This window comes from Tautonia plasticadhaerens, from assembly GCF_007752535.1.
Taxonomy (GTDB): domain Bacteria; phylum Planctomycetota; class Planctomycetia; order Isosphaerales; family Isosphaeraceae; genus Tautonia; species Tautonia plasticadhaerens.
In genome coordinates this window covers 6,025,990-6,045,507 of sequence record NZ_CP036426.1, presented here as the reverse complement: position 1 = coordinate 6,045,507, position 19,518 = coordinate 6,025,990, and the positions used below count along the sequence as shown (strand labels likewise).

Below are 19,518 nucleotides of genomic sequence, written 5' to 3'. Positions count from 1 at the left end.
CGAGCGGTTATCCTACGGCCACCCCGTCGGGGATCGCCAGGGGGGAGCGAGGGGGCGGGACGGCATGACGCACGAGGAGTTCTTCGATCGGATCTCGGGCATCCTCGGGCCGATCGGCTGCCGGCCAGACGACGGAGAGGACTATCGAGACCCCCCGCTCGAGGTCATCCGCTACGACCTCCGACCGGTCCGACTCCACTGGTTCCCGGTGCTCGGGCACGCGTTGAGCGTGGTCGCCTTCGTCCGGCAGCCGGCCGACCTTTCCTCATCTTCATCGGACCTGCGACGGCTGCTCGATCGGATCGGACGGGCGGTCCACGGCCGCTACCCTCCGTGGCCGAAGGGGGGGCCGGGGCTGGTGATCGGCCTGACGAGCGTCGTCATCTCCCCCGAGCCGATCGGACCGGCGGACGAGGAGTCGCTCGCCTCCGCGATCCCGAGGGAGCGACGCTCCCGGATCATCCCGCTCGCCCTGATCCGGGTCAACCTCGGCCAGGAAGCGATGGCGATCGCGCCGGCGCCCGACCTCAAGGACTTGTTCCCCGAGCCGTTCGCGATCGCGGACGAGATGTCGCAGTCGCTCGGGAGGTTCGTCCCCCCGCTGGAGCTGGGATGATTCAGCGGCCGAGCAGCCAGAGGGCGATCGGCAGGGCCCGGCGGTAGGGGGGGTCGTTCCGGTCGGTGAGTAACGCCGCGGCGACCAGCTTCGTGGCGTCGTACTCCGGCGCCACTACGAACCGGGGGAAGGCCGGCTCGGTGCGGTCGGCCAGGGCGATGTGCACCTCGCAGGTTTCGGATCCGGATCGCTCGACGCGGACGCCCCCGCCGGGCCTGGAATCGCAGGGGAGTCCCAGCTCGACCGAGACGATTCGGGGACGCCGGCAGTCCGGACTCGCCTCGGACTCGATCCGCACCGAGACCTCCCCTCCTGGCTTCCGGAGCGTCGCCTCGATCCGGCCGGCGCCTCCCACCCGGGGCGATCCGACCGGCTCCCAGCCGAGTTGCCCGGCGAGCCAGGCGACGAGCCAGGCCGCCGCCCTCGGGGGCCGCCCGGTCGACTCGGCCTGGGCCCGGATCCGGATCGAGGCGACCCGGCCGAGCTCTCCGGTGGCAGGCGGGTCGAACAGGTCGGCGACGCGCTCGCGCCAGGGGGTGAGGCCGAACCAGGCGAGGTCCCGGACGCGATGGGCCGGGTCGACCTCATTCGCCCAGGCCAACGCGGCCGGATCGCCCGAGGGATCGGGCAGGTCGAGGAGGACTCGTGTCGACCCCTCCGACAACTCGTCGAACAGGTTTGACGCCTCCCGGGGATCGCCGCACCACCAGAGGACCGAGTGGAGATCAGACTCCCTCAGCGAGCGGACCGCGCCGGGGAGGAGATCCCGACCTTCCGGGCTCGCGCGGAGGATGATGACCTCGCTGCAGACCTGGGGGCGGCCGGGGGAGGGGAGGTGGCACTGGGCCGAAACCTCCGCGTCCAGGTGCCTCCCGGGATCGCCCGACGATCGCAGGACGATCAGTCGGGAGGGGTAACGCTCGGTGATCGCGCCGATCGTCGCATCCAGCCCGGGATGATCGGGGCCGAGCGACGCGATCACCACGTTGGCCAGCACCACCCGGGTCACGGCCGGGTCGTCCAGTTCCGGCCCCCCGGCCTTCTCGGCCGCGGGGCCCCAGAGTCGATCCAGGGTGTCCTCGACCTGGGCCAGCTCGACCGGGATCCCCCGGCCCTCGTAGAACGCTTCGGTCGGGCTCGACGACATGACGGGGTCCTCGATCGTCTGGCGGTGGGACGGAACAACGCCCGAGGGTACACTCGGGGGCCGGCCCGGGTCGACGGCACCGGGCCGGACCCCCGGGGTCAATCGAGCTTCACCGGGGGTGCCGGCCGCTCGGGCAGGCGCCTGGGATCGGCCTCGATCGCGTCGAGCACCTCGGCGATGCCGCGTTCGAGCTGCGGGTCCTTCCCGGCGATGACGGAGGCCGGGTCGTTGTCGACCTCGATGTCGGGCTCGACCCCATAGCCTTCGATGATCCAGGAGCCGTCGACGTCGTTGGTCCCGAACTCGGGCACGTTCACCCCGCCGCCGTCGATCAGGGGTCCGTGATCGGTGATGCCGATCACGCCTCCCCAGGATCGCTTGCCGATCAGCGGACCGAGCCCGGCGGCCCGGAAGCGGGCCGGGAAGATGTCGCCGTCGGAGGCGCTGTTGGAGTTGATCAGGCAGGCCATGTGGCCGTGGAAGACCGCCTCCGGGTACGTGCCCGCTCGGTCGCCGTTCCGGCTGAATCGGGTGCCCAGGAGCCTCCGGTCGAGCCGCTCGATGAGCATCTGCGAGACGTTCCCCCCGCCGTTGTTGCGGACGTCCACCACGAGGCCCTGCTTGCGGATCTGCGGGTAGTACGTCTTGATGAACTCCCGGAGGCCGTTCGCCCCCATGTCCGGGATGTGGATGTAGCCGACCTTGCCGCCCGTCGCCTCGGCGACCTCCCGGCGATTCCCTTCCACCCAGGCCAGGTAGATCAGTTCCGCCTCGCTCGATCGGGGTTGGACGGTGACGGTGCGGGCCTCCTCCCGATTGGGCCCATCGGCGACCTCCAGCGTGATCGGCGATCCGGCCTTGTCCCGGAGCAGCTCGAAGGGGTTGCGGTCGGCGGTCAGGTCGACGCCGTCGATCGACAGGAGGTAATCCCCCTCGTCGACGTCCACCCCGACTTCCGTGAGCGGAGACCGGTACGTTTCCTCCTCGTTCTGGCCCTCGAAGATCTCCGAGATCCGGTACCGCCCGGCCTCCTCGTCCAGCTCGAACCGGCATCCGAGCAGGGCCACGCTCGGCCGGTCGGGGACCTCGTAATCCCCGCCGGTGATGTAGGCGTGGCCGACGTTCAGCTCGGCGATCATCTCGCTGATGACGTAGTTCAGGTCCGAGCGGTGGCCGACGTGGTAGAGCAGGGGACGGTAGCGGTCTCGGAGCGCCTCCCAGTCGTATCCGTGCATGTTTTCGACGTAGAAATAGTCGCGGTAGCGGCGCCAGACCTCGTCGAAGATCTGTGGCCATTCCTCCGACGGGACGCGATCGACCCTCAGGCCGTCCGTCGAGACGGGCTTGGCGGAATCCTTGCCGCCTGGGTTGGCGTCGAGCATCGAGAATCCGCCTCCCGACTGCACGAGGACCTTCTTCCCATCGAGTGAAAGGGCATGACCCTGAATGTCCTCGGCCAGGTCGGTCGCCTCGCGGTCCTCGACCGAGTAGACGACCAGGGTCGTCGGATCCTCGGAGTCCCTCCCGTAGAAGAACGCCCCGGACCGCGCGTAGAGCAGGTGGCCCTCGATGGCGGTCAGGCCGGAGTAGTTGTCCGCCGGGACGGGGACCCTGACGGATCGGGAGGAGAGGCCGTCGAAGTCGATCTTGATCGCCTCCCCATCCTCGCCCTCCCCCGACTCGTCCTCACCCTCGTCCGACTCCTCATCCTGGTCCTCGTCGTCCGAGTCCTGGCCTTCATCCTCGTCCTCGTCCTTCTCGTCGTCGCCCTCGCCCTCCTCGGGCTCCTCCTCGATCGTCACCTCGTCGATCTCGGGGGGGAAGGGATTCTTGACGTCCTTGCGCAGGGCCATCGCGAAGATGCCGACCTCTCGGTCGAGGGCGTAGTTCCATTCGATGCTGGAGATCTGGGGGGCGTAGTCGCGGTCGCTGAGGTAATAGAGATAGTTGCCCTCCGGATCCCAGGAGGGGCCGTACTCATTGAACATCTCGCCGGTGACCCGTCGCGCCTCACCATCTTCGACGCCCCAGATGTAGAGCGATCGATAATCGGTCGGGTCGCTGAGGCTGAACGCGAGCCAGTTGCCGTCGGGCGACCAGGCGTAATCGAGCGATTCGCCCTCGGCCTCGTCGGCGATCTCGACCACTTCCTTGGACTCCACGGTCAGGACGAAGATTTTCCCGTCTTGCTCGGCGAAGGCGACCCGAGATCCGTCTGGGGACCAGACCGGGTTGAGCTTCCGGGCCTCGCCGCCGGTCGTCAGTTGCGTGGGCTCGCCGAGGCCGTCCTGCGCGATGAGGTAAAGTTCCTCCTCGCCCGATCGGTCGGACAGGAAGAGGACCTCGGCCCCGTCGGGCGACCATCGGGCGGCCCGGTCGTGGGCGCCGGGGGACCGGGTGAGGTTGCGGGTCGGTCCGTGCTCGATGGGGGCGCTGAAGACGTCTCCCCGGGCCACGAACAGGGCCCGCTCCCCCTTGGGGCTCAGCTCGAAGTCCTCCAGCACGTCGGAGGCGTCGACCCGTTGCGGCCGCCCGGCGAGGGCATCGTGCGGGACGTTGATCGCGATCGCATTCGCCTCGCCCGAGTCCAGGTCGAGGACGCTCAGCTCCCCCGCCTTCTCGAAGATGATCCGGGAATCGTCGGCCTTGCTCGGCCATCGGACGTCCCAGACCTCCTCCTCGGTGATCGCGGTCGTTTCGCCGGTGGCGATGTCGAACTCGTAGAGGTTGAGCGTGCCGGAGCGGTCGGAGGCGAAGTAGATCGCGTCGCCGATCCACATGGGGTCGCGCTCGGTCCGATCGGAGTGGGAGACGGGCGAGATCGCGGCCGAGTCGAGGTCGAAGACGTAGAGGTCCTGGGCCCATCCCCCCTCATAGCGCTTCCAGGAGCGGAAATCCCGGGTCAGCGGGGAGTAGACGACCTTCTCGCCGTCCGGGGAGAGGTCGCCGCCCCCGGAGACGGGCATCGGCAACGGCTCGGGGAGGCCCCCGGAGGAGGGGACGGTGTAGAGCCGGGTGTCGGTCAGGTCGAAGCCGTCCCTCATCGAACGGAAGAGCACGGAGGAGCCGTCGGGGTCCCAGCCATAGACTTGATTGTCGTAGCCCCATCGGGGGGGCAACGGTCCTCGTGCCGGGTAGTGGGTCAGCCGCCTCGGCTCCCCCCCGGTGCTGGGAACAACGTAGACCTGCTCGTCGCCGTCATACTGGCCGGTGAAGGCGATCTGGGAGCCGTCGGGGGAGAACTTGGCGAACAGCTCCAGGCCGGGATGGGCGGTCAGACGACGGGCGAGGCCCCCGGAGACGGGGGCGGTCCAGAGGTCTCCGGCATAGGTGAAGACGACGGTGTCGCCGTGGAGGTCCGGGAACCGGAGGAGCTTGGTCTGCGCCGTCGCCCGGCCGGGACACGCCGCGAGGGCGGCGAGGGCAATCATCCCGAGGGCGAAGGTCCGGGGTCGCGTCATGGTCGGTGCGTCTCCGTCGCGGGGCGAGTCATTCCTGGGCACCTGGTGCCGTCCGGCCCCGACCGGGGCGTGTCCGGCCGGGAATCGGGTCGATTCTACGATCGACCGCGGGAGAGGTCACGGGACATGGCCCGACATCCCCCCGGGGCGATTGGTTCCCGGGAGTCGTCCCGGGAGATATGATGGATTGGAGAGGCAGGCGCCTCCCACCCAACGGAACCGACCTCGCGACGATCGGACCGCCATGCACCCCCTCCGACTCGCCCCCCGTCCGCTGGCGGCCGGCCTGGTCGCACTCGTCGTCGTCATCTCAATCGCGGGCGGCGGCCTGGATGCCTCGCAGCTGCCCGACGTCCCGATCCCCACCGACCGAGACTTGCTCCGGGACCCGCCCTTCGACCGCCTGACCCTGATCGACGGCACGGTCCTCTTCGTCGACCCGGTCAGCCCCCGCCCCCTCCCCGACAAGGAGGCGATCCGGGCCGCGGAGGCGAAAGAGGATCCGCCCTTCGAACGCGTCGGCGGGCTGCTCGTGAGCAAGGCACCCGACCTGAAGCGCGACCCGAGCGAGAACGCGATCGTCATCCGGACCCAGGACGAGGAACCCAAGGACTACTACGTCAAGATCACCTCGATCCAGCGGGCCGACTACTTCGAGGACATCCTCCTCTCCGACGCGCTCCGACGGGCCAATTCCAGCGACTTCGACCGCGCCTTCGAGCTCGTCCTCGCCGTCCAGACGCGCGACGCCGACTGGCGAGGGCTCCGGGAGACGGCGGACCGGATCGCCCTGCTCGAAGGGCGGGACGCCCTGACCAAGGGGCGGGTCGATGAAGGCCTCCGACTGCTCGGTGAGCTCTATAAGAGATCCCCCGAATACCCCGGCCTCCCGAAGCTGCTCGCCGAGGGATACTCGGGCCGGATCAAATCGGCGTTCGACCAGGGGGCGTTCGCGACGGGTCGTCGGGTCCTCTCGGAACTCCGGTCCCTGGCACCGGAGAGCCCCGAAGCCGCCCAGATGGAGCAGCGGTTCATCACCCGGGCCCGACGCCTCGCGGAGCAGGCCGACGACCTGACCGGACCCGACCGGGTCGAGCGGCTGGCCCAGGCGCTCCGCATCTGGTCGGACGACGAGGAGATCGCCCGGCAGTACGAGGAGGCCTTCCGGCAGGCCCCGGTGCTCGACGTGGCCGTGATCGACGTGTCCCGACGACCCGGCCCCTTCGTCGAGTGCCCGGCCGACGGCCGGGTCATCCGGTTGCTCTACCTGCCGATCCTGGCCGACACCACCGAGGCGGCCACGCTCGGCGATCGTCCCGACCAGCTCGCCGCCGAGCTGACGAGCGGCGACATCGGCCGTCGCCTGAACCTCCGGATCAAGGAAGGGTTCTCCTGGAACGACGACTCCCGGGCGATCGGCGCCGCCGACGTGGCCCGGGCCCTCGCCGACCGGGCCTTGCCGAGCACGATCGGCTTCGACGCCCGATGGGCCGACCTCCTCTCCCGGGTCACGATCCTGGGGGAGCGGGAGGTCGAGGTGACGCTGCGGCGGGCCCCCCTGGACCCGGCCGGATGGCTCCTGATCCCGGTCGGCCCGGCCCACGCCGGGCGAGACGGCCTGGTCTGGACCCCGGACGGCCCCCGGCCCATCGGCAGCGGCCCGTTCGTCCTGGGCCCGCTGACCCCGAGGACCGCCCGACTCGACCGCGCCGAAGTCTCGTCCTCGGGCACCATCCCGATCGCCCGGGTCGAGGAGCGACGATTTTCCCCCGAGGCCGACCCGGTCGCCGCGCTGCTCCGGGGGGAGGTGTCCCTGCTGGAGTCGGTCCCCCTCGCCCGGCTCGAAGAACTGGGGCGGGATCCCGAGATTCGGGTCGGGCGCTACCGATCCCCTCGGATGCACTGGATCGCGATCGACGGCCGGAACGCGGTCCTCCGCAATCGATCGCTCCGACGCGGGTTGAGCTTCGCCGTCGACCGCGTCGAGTTGCTTCAAGAGCGGGTGCTCCGCAGGCCCCTGGAGACGTCGACGGTCCCCAGCGACGGTCCGTTCCCCGTCGGGAGCTTCGCCGACGCCTCGGACGTGGCCCCCCTGGGGCACGACCCGCTGCTGGCGAAGATGCTGGTCCGGGCGGCCAAGCAGGAGATGGAACTCGACGAGATCGAGTTGACCCTCGCCTACCCGGCGATCCCGGCCGCCCGGGCGGTCGTCCCGGGCCTGGTGGAGGCGTTCGCCGAAGCGGGGGTGAAAGTCACTCCCGCCGAGCGGCCGCAATCGGACCTGGAAGGCGAACTCCGGCGCGGGGGCCGCTTCGACCTGGCATACCGGGCCGCGCCGGTCGACGACCCGATCCGGGATGCCGGCCCCGTCCTCTGCCCGGGCTACCTCGCGCCGACGAGCAGCGACGGACTGGGCGCGATCGCCAGCCCTCGAATCCTCCAATTGCTACTAGGCCTGGAGCAGGTCCAGGACCTGCCGACCGCCCGGGATCAGGTCATCGCCCTCGACCGAGAGGCGAGGGACGAGCTGCCGATCCTCCCGCTCTGGCAACTCCAGGAGCACTACGCGTGGCGCACCCGATTGACCGGCCCGGCCGAGGAGGCCGACGCCCTCTACGAGGGGATCGAGTCGTGGACCATCGAACCCTGGTTCGAGCCGGACGAGCGCTGAGCCTCTCCCCCCTCGGGATCGCCCTCGCGATGGCCTGGTTCCTGGTCCCCGGGGTCGCGATCTCGCAGGAACAGGGATCGAGCCCTCCCCCCGACCTGGCCGGGCGCCCGTACTCGATCCGGGCCTGGGTGTCGGTCGATCCCGGCGCCAGGATGGGCCCCGCGACGGCCCGGGATCTGGTCGACGACTGGCTCGAACTGGCCCGCCGGTTCGTGGGGTCATCCTGGCAAATCGAGCTCCAGGACGGTGAGGGCCCGCTTCGGGGCAGGACCCCGGCGGATCTGGTCGAGGAGGCGGTCGCACCCCGGGTCGACGGGGCGGAGAAGGGCTGGTTCCTCCGGATCGAGCCGTCCGGGTCCGGGGGCGGATACACATTGGTCGGCCGCGAGTTCGACGCGACGACCCTGCAGTTCGGCCCGCTCTACCGGCAGCCCGCCCCCTTCCCGGGGGACGCCCCCCGGTCCCTCTTCGAGCTGTCCCGACGGGTCTTCTCGCCGATCGCCGAGATCGAGCGCACCGAGGGGGGCGTCGAACTGCTGGTGCAGGGGGCTTCCCTGCCCGGCCCGGATCCGGTCGGCCGGGTGGTCGTCCCCGGGACGGTCTTCCGCCCCTATTACGTCTTCCTCGGGCCGAAGAACTCGGTGCGAGAGATCCGGTCGATCCCATTCACCTACCTCCACGTCGAGGACGTCAACGGCCCGACCGCCAGGTGCGAGGTGGTGAGCGGGCTTCGACGGCCGTTGCCGAAGCAGGTCGCGGGCCGCTACCGGCTCGTCGCCCTGGGCATCACTCCTGCCGACGTCCCGACTCGGTTCCGCTTCGTGGCCGGGGAAGGGGACCGGCAGCACCCGGCCGCAGGCTACGTCCTGACCGCCCGGGGGATCCGGGATCGGGTCGTCACCGAGGTAGGCACGACCGACCGCGAGGGGCGAGTCTCCCTGCCCCCCCGGTTCTCCGACGACCTCGTCGTGCTCCGATTAATGGCAGGCGGCGTCGAGCCGCTCCGGGAGTTCCCCGTGCTGCCCGGGGAGACCGCCGAGGAACGCGAGGTCCCCGTCGAGCCCCGCCCCGAGGCCGTCGCGCTGGAGTTCCGCCTCAAAGCCCTCCAGGACGAAGTCGTCGACCTGATCGCCCGTCGCGGGGTCCTGGAAGCGAGGCTCGATTCCCGGGCCTCGGGCCAGGCCTGGGATGAGGTGAAACGACTACTCGACGAGTACCTCCGGCTGACGCCGAGGCGTGAGTTCGAGGACCGGCTCGCCCGGCTGACCGAGGACGCCCGGCGAGACCAGGCCGAACTCGGCGTCCCGATCCTCACCCGGACCGCGCAGTCGGAGCTGGCCGAGGTCCGGGCCCTGGTCGAGCGTTACCTCGACGACGAGGCATACAACGCCTATCTCGAAGCGTACCGCCAATCCCAGCAGCAGGCGGGAGCCCCCGATTCGTCGGGCTCGTCGAACCTCGTCGCCCGATCCCCGTCCGCGCCCCCGGCCGTCGCCCCCCGTGGGGGGTCTCAACCGGCTAACCTTCCGCCCGAGTCGACGGCACCCGACGCCCCCCCGCCACCGGCGCCCGGTCGTGGGACTGGCGTCCCCGCCCCGGAGCCCGCCTCAAAACCCAAGGCGCAATCGGGGACCTCGATCCCGTTCTAGACGCGGTCCGTCCCGGGCCCCGGGATCTCGGCCTCCGGGGGGACCGTCTCCGCCTCTCGGGACGGATCGGGGCGACGGGGCGTGCCCGGGCCTCCGAAGACCCGGGCCAGCGTCGAGCCTCCCCGGAACAACGCCTGGAGGGCCGGGGTCGGGAGCCGGTCGATGTGGCTGTAGAAGACGGTCACCATCCGGGTGAAGTCGAGCATCTTCTCGAGCTGCTCACGGGTGTAGGCCTCGCCCGGGCCGGCCGCCTCGGCCTCCCCGACGCAGTGTTCCAGCAAGGCGATCGTGGGGTCCATCTCCCGACGCTTCCGCTCCGCCATGATCACCCGGAACGTCTCGAAGACGTCCTTCAGGGCTTCGAATCGGTCGCAGCGACAGCCGATGACGTGGACCCGGCGCACCACCCCCCAGGTGATCAGCTCCCGGAGGCTCGTCGAGACGTTCGATCGGCTCACGCCCAGCAGCGTGCTGATCGTCGCGGCGTCGATCGCCTCGGGGGAGATGAACAGCAGGGCATGGACCTGGGCCATCGTGCGGTTGATCCCCCACGCCTGGCCCATCTCGCCCCAATGCAGCACGAATTTCAACCCAGCCGGCGTCAGTTCCACGGCTCGTTCATCCATTTCGGTCCGGTCAGAAACTTCTGTTTGATCATATCCCGTCGGTCCGGTACGTCAACCGTGGGTCCCTGCGGTTTCGGGAGGCGGCCCGCCTTCGCGATCCGCCTAGGCCGCAGTACAGGCCCCCTCCGACGAGTGTCGGGATTCGCTTGCGACGATTCCACGATAAGATTAGGATCGGAGGGACGAAGACCAACCGGCGAACTCACGTCCCCGATCGTTCCGGTCGGCCCAGCGTCCCCATCCCGAAACCGCCCCCGAGGGCCGTGCGATGCGACTCCCACCGACGCGACGAGTCTGGGCGCTCTTGCTCGTCGTCGGCACGATGGCAGGGTGCGGCGGTTCTAACCCCCCCAAGGGAGGGATGGGTCAGGCCACTCCGCCGGCACGAGACTCCACGGTTCAGCCCGTGCTCGAGAAACCGGATCGCCTCGCGGATCGGGGCGATCCGCCGGTGCCCGGACCCGAAGCCGTCGTCGAGATCGAGCCGCCTCGGTCGACCCTCCTGGCCGACGACCCCGGCATCCAGTTGGTGGCCTCGATCACCGAAGTCGGGGGAGGCCGCAGGGACCTGACGGGACTCGTCAACTGGACCGTCGATCCCCCGGGGGTCGTCGCCGTCGACTCGCTCGGCTACGTCAAGGCCGTCCGGGAGGGCGTCGCCACCGTCACCGCCACCGACGAGGATGGATCGGCGGCGACGACCGAGATCACGGTCGACTCCTCGATCGATCGGCCCTGGAACTTCGAGGCCGACGTCGTGCCAATCTTCACCAAGTACGGCTGCAACGGCGGCGGGTGCCACGGCAAGGCCGACGGCCAGAACGGCTTCCACCTCTCCCTCTTCGGCTACGATCCCGAGCGCGACTACCGGGCGATCACACGGGAGGCCGGCGGCCGAAGACTCTCGACCCTCGACCCCGACGAGAGCTTGCTGCTCCGCAAGGCGGCCGGCCGAGCCCCCCACGGGGGAGGCCGGGTGCTGCTGGCCGGCTCGGACGACTACCGGACCCTCCGGGCCTGGATCGCCGACGGTGCCCACGAGCGGCACGGGACGAGCCACGGGGAAGTCGCCTCGGTCGAGGTCCGGCCCCGGGATGCCCGCCTCGGCGACCCGGGCCCGCAACAACTCCGGGTCGTCGCCCGGTTCGAGGACGGCCACGAGCGGGACGTGACCCGGCTCTCCCGGTTCGATGTCGGCGACGACAGCACCGCCGCGATCGACGTGAACGGCCGGGCCGAGCTGCTCCGTCGCGCCGAGACGGACGTGATCGTCCGCTACCGGACGTCCGTGGTCTCCAGTCGCCTGGCGACCCTGATCAACCCGGACCTCGACTTCGACTTCGACGCCCTCCCGAGGCGGAACCTGATCGACGGTCACCTGTTCGAACGGCTTGCCTCGCTCAAGGTCCCCCCGAGCCCCCCGGCCGACGACGCGAGCTTCCTCCGCCGGGTGACGCTCGACCTGATCGGCCAGCAGCCCCGTCCGGACCAGATTCGGGCCTTCCTCGACGACGAGGACCCCGAGAAGCGGACGAAGCTCGTCGACCGACTCATGGACAATCCCCTCTTCGTCGACTTCTGGCACAACAAACTCGGCGACCTGCTCCAGATCAGTCAGGCCCGGTTCGGCGCCGGGGTCTACCGCTACAACGACTGGGTCCGCGACCAGCTCGCGTCCGAGACCCCCTGGGACGAATTCGTCACCACTCTGCTGACCGCGCTGGGCGACCCGAACGACCTCGAAGGCGGACCCGTCAATTACGCCCTCGAAGGACAGGACGCCCGGGAGCGGGCCGAGCTGACCGCCCAGCGGTTCCTCGGCCAGCGGTTCCGCTGCGCCCAGTGTCACGACCACCCGTTCGACGTCTGGACCCAGGACGATTACTACGGCCTCGCCGCCTTCTTCGCCAAGGTCCGGCGCCCCGCCCCGGTGCCCGGGCAAATGATGATGGCCGGCGACGCGGTGACGGTCGACCCGGACGGCGTCGTGAACCATCAGCGGACCGGCGAGCCCGCACATCCGGTCCTCCCCGGCGGGCCCGCCGTCGACTTGCCGACCGATGAGGATCCCAGGGCCGCACTCGCCGCATGGATGACCGCCCCGGAGAACCCATTCTTCGCCCGATCGACGGCCAACTGGGTCTGGGCCCAGTTCTTCGGTCGAGGCCTGGCCGAGCCCGCCGACGACCTCAGCGCCGGCAACCCCCCGGTCCACCCCGAGCTGCTCGACGCCCTGGCGAGCGACTTCGTCGCCCACGACTTCGATCTCCGGCACCTGATCCGGACGGTCGCCACCTCTGAGGCCTACGGGCTCTCGTCGACGCCGGTGCCCGGCAACGAGCGGGACACTCGCCTGTTCTCCCACCAGATTCCCCGCCCGCTGACGGCCCACCAGATGGCCGACGCCCTGGCGCAGGCGACCGACACCGACCTCCGCTTCAGCCTGGTCCGTGGGGGCGGGCAGGGGCAGGCCGAGACGATGAAGGCGGTCCAGGTCAGCGATCCGGCCATCCCGAGCACCCTGCTCGACACCTTCGGCCGCTGCCCGAGGGTCGGCGGCTGCTCGCCGGTGGCCTCCCCGACCTTGAGCCTCCGCCAGGCGCTGCTGCTCATCGGCGGCAACGAGATCGACAACCGGATCGGCCGCTTCGACGGGTACCTCCCTGGCCTGCTCGAATTCGACCCGATGCCCGGGGAGGTCGTCGAGAATCTCTACCTCCGGACCCTCTGCCGGAAGCCGACCGAGGAGGAGACGGGGCACTGGTCCGCCGTCCTCGACGAGGCCGACTCGATCCGGGATGCCTCGGAAGACCTCTTCTGGGCCTTGCTGAATTCCCGGGAATTTGCGTTCAATCATTGATCCCGATCGAACCAAACCATACCGGACCGATTCCGAGGCGGATCGGGAAGGGGGGCTCGCCATGAGACCGAGCGACGCAGACCGATCGTGCCTCGGACCGAATCGCCGGGCGCTCCTGCGGGTCGGCGTGCTGGGGATGCTGGGCCTCGGGCTCGACGACCTCCTCCGACTCCGCTCCCGGGCCCGGGCGCGGGACGGCTACGGCACCGAGGCGACGCTCTCGGGGACTCCCCGGGCAAAGTCCTGCATCCTCGTCTGGCTCTCCGGAGGCCCCAGCCACATCGACACCTGGGATCCCAAGCCCGACGCCCCGGACGACGTCCGGGGCGAGTTCTCGCCCATCGAGACGAGCATCCCCGGCGTCCGGATCAGCGAGATCCTGCCGGAGATCGCCAAGATGCTCGACCGGGCGACCCTGGTCCGCAGCATCACCTCGCCGGAGGCCGAACACGACCGCGCCTCCCACCATATGCTGACCGGTTATCGGCCGAGCCCGGCCCTGGTCTACCCGAGCTTCGGGAGCGTCGTGGCGAAGGTCCGTGGCTTCGATGCCAGCACATTGCCCCCCTACGCCGCCATCCCTTCCGCCCCGCTTTTCTCCTCCAGCGGGTACCTGACCCCCGCCTTCGACCCCTTCTCCGTGGGCGGAGATCCGAATCAAGCCGGCTTCCGGGTCCGGGATCTCACCCCTCCCGACCGCCTGACGCTCGACCGCCTCCGGCGCCGCCGGGAGATGGTCTCCGCGCTCGACCGCTTCGCCTCCGGGTCGGTCGTCGACACCCCGCTGACCACCAGCCGAGACTCGTTCGCCGAGCAGGCCTACGACCTGCTCACCTCAGGGGAGGCCCAGGAGGCATTCCGGATCGAACAGGAGCCCGACGAGGTCCGGGACCGCTTCGGGCGGACCCAGTTCGGCCAGTCGATGCTCCTCGCCCGGCGCCTGGTCGAGGCGGGGGTCGGCTTCGTCACCGTCAATGACCAGGGCGCGGGGCCCGTCGGCTGGGACACCCACGTCGACAATTTCGCGATGCTCAAGGACACCCTGGCCCCGCCGATCGACCGGGGCATCGCCGCCCTCATCGCCGACCTGGACGGGCGTGGCCTGCTGGACGAGACGCTGGTCGTGGTCATGGGAGAGTTCGGCCGGACGCCGAAGATCAACGGCAACGCGGGGCGAGATCACCACGGCCGGGCCAGCAGCGTCCTGCTCGCCGGGGGCGGCATGCCTCGCGGGTTGCTGCTCGGCGCGACCGACGCGATCGGCGACCTGCCCAGCGACCGCCCCGTCACTCCGAACGACCTCGCCGCCTCGCTCTACTCGGCACTCGGCATCAATCCCGAGCACCGCTTCCAGACTCCCGACGGCCAGCCCATCCGGCTGGTCGACGGCGGCCACGCGATCGACGAACTGTTCTCCTGATCGATCCGGGGCCCTCGGACCGCGAATCAGGCGGGGCGGGGCCTGCTCGGCCCCGCCCCGAGTCGTCCCGTCGCCGAACTCCGGTCAGCGGGCCCGCTTCGCCTTGATCGCCTCTCGGACGAGATTCACGTTCTTGAGGTTGGCCTTGTAGCCGACGTCGAAGATCGTGCCGAGCACGGGGATCGAGCCGACGGTCGTGTCCAGCAGGACGTTGAAGACCATGCGGCCGATCACCCCCTTCGGCAATTTGTAGTGATGCATGGCCAGGCCGATCAGGCCGGCCTGGACGAGACCGAGCGGCACGTCGCCGATGACCGGCAGGATGCCGGCGATCGCGTCCACGCCGAAGCGGATCGAGGTGCCGGGCAATCGGAATTTCGCGTCCAGCAGCCAGGCGAGCTGCTCCAGGACCGCGTCGACGCGATCCTGTTCCGGCGCGAGACGCTCGGGCTGGACCCGGGTCGGTTTCACGGTCGCCATCTCATCCTCCCTCGTCCGTTCTCGGGGATCGGCCCCGGTCGCTCGTCACCTTCGCCGGCCGGGCCGGGTCAGCGGCCGCGGATCCTGGCTTTGTTCGATTCGTTGGCGAACAGCCCGATCGCCAGCAAGACGATGGAGCAGATGAGCGCCGAGAAGAAACCGCCGGCGCTGTATGGCTCGTCCGCTCCCGAGAGCAGGTACCAGATTCCGCCGCCGGCAAGCGAGCCGACGACCCCCAGCAGGACCGTCGCCAACAGGCCCATCGCGTCGCGGCCCGGGTGGAGGAGCCGTGCCAGGGCCCCGACGATCAGCCCGAAGAAGGCCCAGCCGATGACGCTCCCGATCATCTCCATGATTCGCCTCAGTTGATACGATCTCCCGGCGGTGGTCGGGCACCGTTGCCCGTCCCGGTCGCCGTCGTGTCATGTCTTGATCTCAGGGCGTGCATTCCCCGTGCCAAAGCCGTGCGTCGCGAGGCGGGACGCGGTATCATCGGGCGAGCGTCGTCGGCGGTCGCGCGACGTGGATCCCCTGCCGATCGAGGCCGAGCCATGGACCGGAACACGCCCGATGAATTCGCCGCGATCGTCGAGTCGCCCGCCGAGGCGCTCGACGTGCGGACCCGGGCCGAGGGCCCGGGAGGCTCGCTGCCGCTGACCGACGAGATGCTCCGCGAATGGCCCTCGGGAGACCTCTTCGGCCTCTCCCAGAACGCCGGGATGGGCTGGGACCCGTCGACGACCGCCGACGAACCGTTCCTGATCCTCAGCACCCAAGGCGGCCTGCGGGACGACTCCGGCCGGCCAATCGCCCTGGGCTATCACACCGGACACTGGGAGATCGGCCTGCTCGTCCGGGCCGCCGCCGAGGAATTGCGGTCGCTCGGCGGCCTCCCCTTCGCCGGGGCGGTCACCGACCCCTGCGACGGCCGGACCCAGGGCACGACGGGGATGATGGACAGCCTGCCGTACCGCAATGACGCGGCGATCGTCATGCGGCGCCTAATCCGGTCGCTCCCCCGCCGCCGGGGGGTCCTCGGCGTGGCGACCTGCGACAAGGGGGCCCCGGCGATGCTGATGGCGCTGGCCGGGTCGAAGCAATTCCCGGGCGTCTTCGTCCCCGGGGGCGTGACCCTGCCGCCCTCCCGGGGTGAGGACGCGGGGAAGATCCAGACGATCGGGGTCCGATACGTCCACGGCGAACTGTCGCTGGCCGAGGCGGCCGACCTCGGTTGCCGGGCCTGCGCCTCGCCCGGGGGGGGATGCCAGTTCCTCGGCACGGCGGCGACCACGCAGGTCGTCGCCGAGGGGATGGGACTCTGCGTCCCCCACGCCGCGCTCGCCCCCTCCGGCCAGCCGATCTGGCTCGACATGGCCCGGCGATCGGCCCGGGCCGTGTCGGCGATGGCCCGCAAGGGCCTCACCCTGGGGGACGTGCTCACCGACGCCGCCGTCCGCAACGCGATGGCGGTGCATGCGGCCTTCGGGGGATCGACCAACCTCCTGCTGCACATCCCCGCCATCGCCTTCTCCGCGGGCCTGGCACGGCCGACGGTCGAGGACTGGCAGGAGGTCAATCGGCGGGTCCCTCGGATCGTCAGCGTCCTCCCCAACGGCCCCTTCGACCACCCGACCGTCCGCGCCTACCTTGCCGGTGGGGTGCCCGAGGTGATGCTCCACCTGCGGGACCTCGGGCTGATCGACGTCTCGGTCCTGACCGTCACCGGAGAGCCGCTGGGCCGCGTCCTCGATTGGTGGCGGTCGAGCGACCGTCGGTCGAGGCTCCGGGACGCGTTGAACCGACTCGACGGCGTCGACCCCGACGAGGTGATCATGTCCCCGGCCCTCGCCGCCGAGCGAGGCCTGACCAGCACGGTGACCTTCCCGACCGGCAACCTGGCCCCGCTCGGCTCGGTGGTCAAGAGCACGGCGATCGACCCCTCGGTCGTCGACCCCGACGGCGTCTACCGCAAGGTCGGCCCGGCCCGTGTCTTCACCCGGGAGCGGGACGCCGTGGCCGCGATCAAGGGGCAGGGGGGGGCCCGACCGATCAGTGCCGGAGACGTGATCGTGCTGATGGGACGAGGCCCGATGGGGGCGGGGATGGAGGAGACCTACCAGGTCACCTCCGCCTTGAAGCACTTGGCCTTCGGCAAGCAGGTCGCCGTGATCACCGACGCCCGCTTCTCCGGGGTCTCGACCGGGGCCTGCATCGGCCACGTCGGCCCCGAGGCCCTCGCGGACGGCCCGATCGGCCGGGTCCGGGACGGCGACCTGATCCGGATCGAGGTCGATCGCATCCGCCTCACCGGCCGGGTCGACCTCGTGGGATGCGACGGCGAGGAGTTCGGGCCCTTCGAGGGCGAACGGCGTCTCGCAGGCCGGACCTCGCATCCCGATCTCTCCCCCGACCCGGACCTCCCGGCCGACACGCGCCTCTGGGCCGCCCTCCAGGCGGTCGGCGGCGGGACCTGGGGGGGCTGCGTGTACGATCCCGAGGCGATCCTCGCCGCGATCGGCGGAGGGGCGACCGGACGCGGAGTGGCGGGGACTTCTCGATGATCGGGACGGGGCCCCGACCCTCACCGTCGGTCAATCGAGGGCCCGGCCGCTTCCCGGTACTCCCGGGCAGCGGCCACGAATGAGGCGGCGTCTGCCTCGGTGGCGAAAGCCCGGATCGGGGCAATCGCCCCGGTCCGGGGCGAATAGGTGCCGGAGGACGCGTCGAAGACGAGGAATACGAAGCGGATGAGGTCTCGATCGTGCGAGACCTCGGCGATGCTCGGCCAGGTCCGGTGCAGATCCGCGATCCCGGACTCCCGGACCTTCAACCCTTCGGCCGAGACGATCATGGTCGTCTCGAAGGGGGCCTCGGATGCGCCGCTGCCCCGGAATCGCATGGCGATGAGGTACGAGAGCCCGAGCAGGGGCAGGGCAATCCCCGCCGAGACCGTGGCAAGGTTGGCAACCCTGGAATTGAACTCAGCCCCTCGGACCTCGTCGAACAGGTAAGGCCCGATCGCCGAGGCCGCCGCGAAGGACAGGATCGCGGCGATGAGCGTGGGGCGGCCCGGTTTCGTCGCGGCCCTCCTCAAATCATCTTCCGAGTAGCGGAACGTGATCGAGGTGACGCGATCGGCCCCTCCCGGGACGAGGCCGATCGGCAGTTCGGCGGCGGGGCGTGGCGGCTCGTAGGGATTCCCGGCGGGTTGGCTCATGGGGGTCGAGGGACGGGGCCGGGGATCAATCGCCGTAGGGCTGCGGGTCGTACGCCGAGGCCGTCTCGGCCCGGGGGGACGGCGCAGCGGTGGGCGGCTCGAATTTGGGCACGGCCGGGTCGGGGGCCAGGTCGTTGGACACGGCGGGGGCCGACGCAGTCGGGCTGCTGCCGGTATAGGGGCGGGTCGAGGAGGAGTTGGTCGTGGTCACCTGGCGGTTGATCGACCGGATCTCGTCCTCGACTCCGCTGAAGCCCCTGCGGAACTCGGCGATCCCCTTGCCCAGGGACTTGCCCACCTCGGGCAGCCGCTTGCCGAACAGGAGCACGCCGAGGATGCCGATGATGACCATCTCCTGCGGGCCGATCCCGGGGAGCAAGGCGTAGAGCATCGGTAGCACTCCAGGAGTCATACGTCGATCCCTTGATGTCGAGCCCTCGACGCCCGGCGGGCCGCCCCGAGACGGTCATCCGGTCGCCGACGGCCCACGCACGTTGCATCCTGGCCGACCATCGGTCAGCCCTGCTCAGGCGTCCTTGACGGCGGGCTCCGGCTTCTTGGGGTCGGCGTTGGAGGCCTCGTCGACCTCCTCCTCGATGCTGTTCATCCCCTTCTTGAACTCGACGACGCTCTTGCCCAGCGACCGCATCACGCTCGGCAGGCGATTGCCGAAGATCAGCAGGGAGACCATGCCGATGACGGCGAGTTCCCAGGGGCCGAACGAGGGGAGCAGGGCGACGGTGAACAGGTCCTGGAACATGGCGGAGTCTCCGGGTCGGGGTCGGGTCAGCGATGGGGTCGGCGGTGATTCTGGGTCAACTCATCGGGTCGGGGTGGCGACGCCCGGTCGGGGTCCGATCGGCCCGGCCGCCGCGTCGGCCCGGTTCGAGATCATCGCCCGGGTGGCCAGGAGCGCCGCGACCCCGGAGAGGACGATCACGATCAGGATGAACCGGGCCCGGCGATCGAACCAGTTCCGGCCCGGTGACGGCGGCGAGGCCCCCGATCGGGCGGCCTCGCCCGCCCTCCGGGCCGGGAGGGCGGACAGCGCGGCGACCCAGGATCTCGGCAGGATCAGCCGGACCAGAGGATTGCGCAGGGTCGAGGACCGCCCGGCGATCAGCAGGACGACGGTCACGGTGAAGGCCAGTTTCCAGAACACGGCGGAACCTCGCCGGCAATCCCGGTTGGGTCCAAGATGGCACCGGCCGCCCCGGGCCGGGCTCGGGGGAAGTCCGAGGGGCGGCGGGCGATGCGCAATCGCCGGTCGTGACAGGGATGGGGAGGGTCGTCCGGGGCACGGGAGGGGGAGCGAACCTCGATGCGGAGGGCCCGACAGATCGGCGCCGACCGAGGCCAATGCGTCTCGAC

Annotated in this window: 15 protein-coding genes; 6 read left to right on the top strand and 9 right to left on the bottom strand. The window is 70.4% G+C overall.

The window, feature by feature from the left end; genetic code table 11:
- Window positions 1-64 precede the first annotated feature (64 nt).
- Complete coding sequence (locus tag ElP_RS24250; protein ID WP_145274235.1) at window positions 65-616, top strand: hypothetical protein; 552 nt, start codon at window positions 65-67, stop codon at window positions 614-616.
- 1 nt (window position 617) lies between these two features.
- Here the strand turns inward: ElP_RS24250 and ElP_RS24245 are convergent, their stop codons facing one another.
- Window positions 618-1,763, bottom strand: coding sequence for a glucose-6-phosphate dehydrogenase assembly protein OpcA (locus tag ElP_RS24245; RefSeq protein ID WP_145274233.1), 1,146 nt, complete (start codon window positions 1,761-1,763; stop codon window positions 618-620).
- A gap of 98 nt (window positions 1,764-1,861) precedes the next feature.
- Window positions 1,862-5,224 (bottom strand): S41 family peptidase, encoded by a 3,363-nt coding sequence (locus ElP_RS24240; RefSeq protein WP_231749242.1) that lies wholly within the window; start codon window positions 5,222-5,224, stop codon window positions 1,862-1,864.
- 244 nt (window positions 5,225-5,468) lie between these two features.
- Between ElP_RS24240 and ElP_RS24235 the strand changes: the two genes are divergently transcribed.
- Both ElP_RS24235 and ElP_RS38590 read left to right on the top strand, forming a co-directional pair.
- Window positions 5,469-7,895 carry an ABC transporter substrate-binding protein gene (locus ElP_RS24235; RefSeq protein ID WP_145274227.1) on the top strand — a complete coding sequence of 809 codons (2,427 nt, stop codon included), beginning with the start codon at window positions 5,469-5,471 and terminating at the stop codon, window positions 7,893-7,895.
- Entirely contained in the window at window positions 7,856-9,544 is a 1,689-nt protein-coding gene (locus ElP_RS38590) for a hypothetical protein (RefSeq protein ID WP_197446331.1), read from the top strand. The genes ElP_RS24235 and ElP_RS38590 overlap by 40 nt, the downstream gene beginning before the upstream one ends.
- Here the strand turns inward: ElP_RS38590 and ElP_RS24225 are convergent.
- Window positions 9,541-10,155, bottom strand: a complete 615-nt coding sequence (locus ElP_RS24225; protein ID WP_231749241.1) for a GbsR/MarR family transcriptional regulator — start codon at window positions 10,153-10,155, stop codon at window positions 9,541-9,543. The genes ElP_RS38590 and ElP_RS24225 overlap by 4 nt on opposite strands.
- 466 nt (window positions 10,156-10,621) lie before the next feature.
- Here ElP_RS24225 and ElP_RS24220 point away from each other — a divergent pair, with 466 nt between their 5' ends.
- Together ElP_RS24220 and ElP_RS24215 are read left to right on the top strand one after the other, a co-directional pair.
- The gene (locus ElP_RS24220) at window positions 10,622-13,030 is read left to right on the top strand and encodes a DUF1549 domain-containing protein (RefSeq protein ID WP_231749240.1); all 2,409 of its coding nucleotides are present in this window, start codon (window positions 10,622-10,624) and stop codon (window positions 13,028-13,030) included.
- A 61-nt stretch (window positions 13,031-13,091) separates the two neighbouring features.
- Window positions 13,092-14,450: a DUF1501 domain-containing protein gene (locus tag ElP_RS24215; protein WP_145274218.1), complete on the top strand. Its 1,359-nt coding sequence runs from the start codon at window positions 13,092-13,094 to the stop codon at window positions 14,448-14,450.
- A gap of 84 nt (window positions 14,451-14,534) precedes the next feature.
- On the opposite strand, the gene ElP_RS24210 is transcribed toward ElP_RS24215, so the two are convergent.
- Both ElP_RS24210 and ElP_RS24205 read right to left on the bottom strand, forming a co-directional pair.
- Window positions 14,535-14,930, bottom strand: coding sequence for a DUF4112 domain-containing protein (locus tag ElP_RS24210; protein WP_145274215.1), 396 nt, complete (start codon window positions 14,928-14,930; stop codon window positions 14,535-14,537).
- A 68-nt stretch (window positions 14,931-14,998) separates the two neighbouring features.
- The gene (locus ElP_RS24205; protein ID WP_231749239.1) at window positions 14,999-15,283 is read right to left on the bottom strand and encodes a GlsB/YeaQ/YmgE family stress response membrane protein; all 285 of its coding nucleotides are present in this window, start codon (window positions 15,281-15,283) and stop codon (window positions 14,999-15,001) included.
- Window positions 15,284-15,481: 198 nt separating this feature from the next.
- Here ElP_RS24205 and ElP_RS24200 point away from each other — a divergent pair, with 198 nt between their 5' ends.
- On the top strand, window positions 15,482-17,491 hold the full coding sequence (locus tag ElP_RS24200) for a YjhG/YagF family D-xylonate dehydratase (protein ID WP_145274212.1): 2,010 nt from the start codon (window positions 15,482-15,484) through the stop codon (window positions 17,489-17,491).
- Between the two features lie 20 nt (window positions 17,492-17,511).
- Here the strand turns inward: ElP_RS24200 and ElP_RS24195 are convergent, their stop codons facing one another.
- The 4 genes from ElP_RS24195 to ElP_RS24180 form a co-directional block, all read right to left on the bottom strand.
- Entirely contained in the window at window positions 17,512-18,147 is a 636-nt protein-coding gene (locus ElP_RS24195; protein WP_145274209.1) for a hypothetical protein, read from the bottom strand.
- A 25-nt stretch (window positions 18,148-18,172) separates the two neighbouring features.
- Window positions 18,173-18,538 (bottom strand): twin-arginine translocase TatA/TatE family subunit, encoded by a 366-nt coding sequence (locus ElP_RS24190; RefSeq protein WP_197446330.1) that lies wholly within the window; start codon window positions 18,536-18,538, stop codon window positions 18,173-18,175.
- 135 nt (window positions 18,539-18,673) lie between these two features.
- Window positions 18,674-18,907 (bottom strand): Sec-independent protein translocase subunit TatA/TatB, encoded by a 234-nt coding sequence (locus ElP_RS24185; RefSeq protein ID WP_231749238.1) that lies wholly within the window; start codon window positions 18,905-18,907, stop codon window positions 18,674-18,676.
- A 60-nt stretch (window positions 18,908-18,967) separates the two neighbouring features.
- Window positions 18,968-19,309, bottom strand: a complete 342-nt coding sequence (locus ElP_RS24180; RefSeq protein ID WP_145274206.1) for a hypothetical protein — start codon at window positions 19,307-19,309, stop codon at window positions 18,968-18,970.
- Window positions 19,310-19,518: the final 209 nt, after the last annotated feature.

What these genes read in the sequence shown, in the direction of transcription:
- ElP_RS24245 (WP_145274233.1), bottom strand. Translation starts at nt 1,763, where the DNA reads ATGTCGTCGAGCCCGACCGAAGCGTTCTACGAGGGCCGGGGGATCCCG.
- ElP_RS24240 (WP_231749242.1), bottom strand. Translation starts at nt 5,224, where the DNA reads ATGACGCGACCCCGGACCTTCGCCCTCGGGATGATTGCCCTCGCCGCC.
- ElP_RS24190 (WP_197446330.1), bottom strand. Translation starts at nt 18,538, where the DNA reads ATGCTCTACGCCTTGCTCCCCGGGATCGGCCCGCAGGAGATGGTCATC.
- ElP_RS24195 (WP_145274209.1), bottom strand. Translation starts at nt 18,147, where the DNA reads ATGAGCCAACCCGCCGGGAATCCCTACGAGCCGCCACGCCCCGCCGCC.
- ElP_RS24250 (WP_145274235.1), top strand. Translation starts at nt 65, where the DNA reads ATGACGCACGAGGAGTTCTTCGATCGGATCTCGGGCATCCTCGGGCCG.
- ElP_RS24215 (WP_145274218.1), top strand. Translation starts at nt 13,092, where the DNA reads ATGAGACCGAGCGACGCAGACCGATCGTGCCTCGGACCGAATCGCCGG.
- ElP_RS24235 (WP_145274227.1), top strand. Translation starts at nt 5,469, where the DNA reads ATGCACCCCCTCCGACTCGCCCCCCGTCCGCTGGCGGCCGGCCTGGTC.
- ElP_RS24200 (WP_145274212.1), top strand. Translation starts at nt 15,482, where the DNA reads ATGGACCGGAACACGCCCGATGAATTCGCCGCGATCGTCGAGTCGCCC.
- ElP_RS24185 (WP_231749238.1), bottom strand. Translation starts at nt 18,907, where the DNA reads ATGTTCCAGGACCTGTTCACCGTCGCCCTGCTCCCCTCGTTCGGCCCC.
- ElP_RS24210 (WP_145274215.1), bottom strand. Translation starts at nt 14,930, where the DNA reads ATGGCGACCGTGAAACCGACCCGGGTCCAGCCCGAGCGTCTCGCGCCG.
- ElP_RS24205 (WP_231749239.1), bottom strand. Translation starts at nt 15,283, where the DNA reads ATGGAGATGATCGGGAGCGTCATCGGCTGGGCCTTCTTCGGGCTGATC.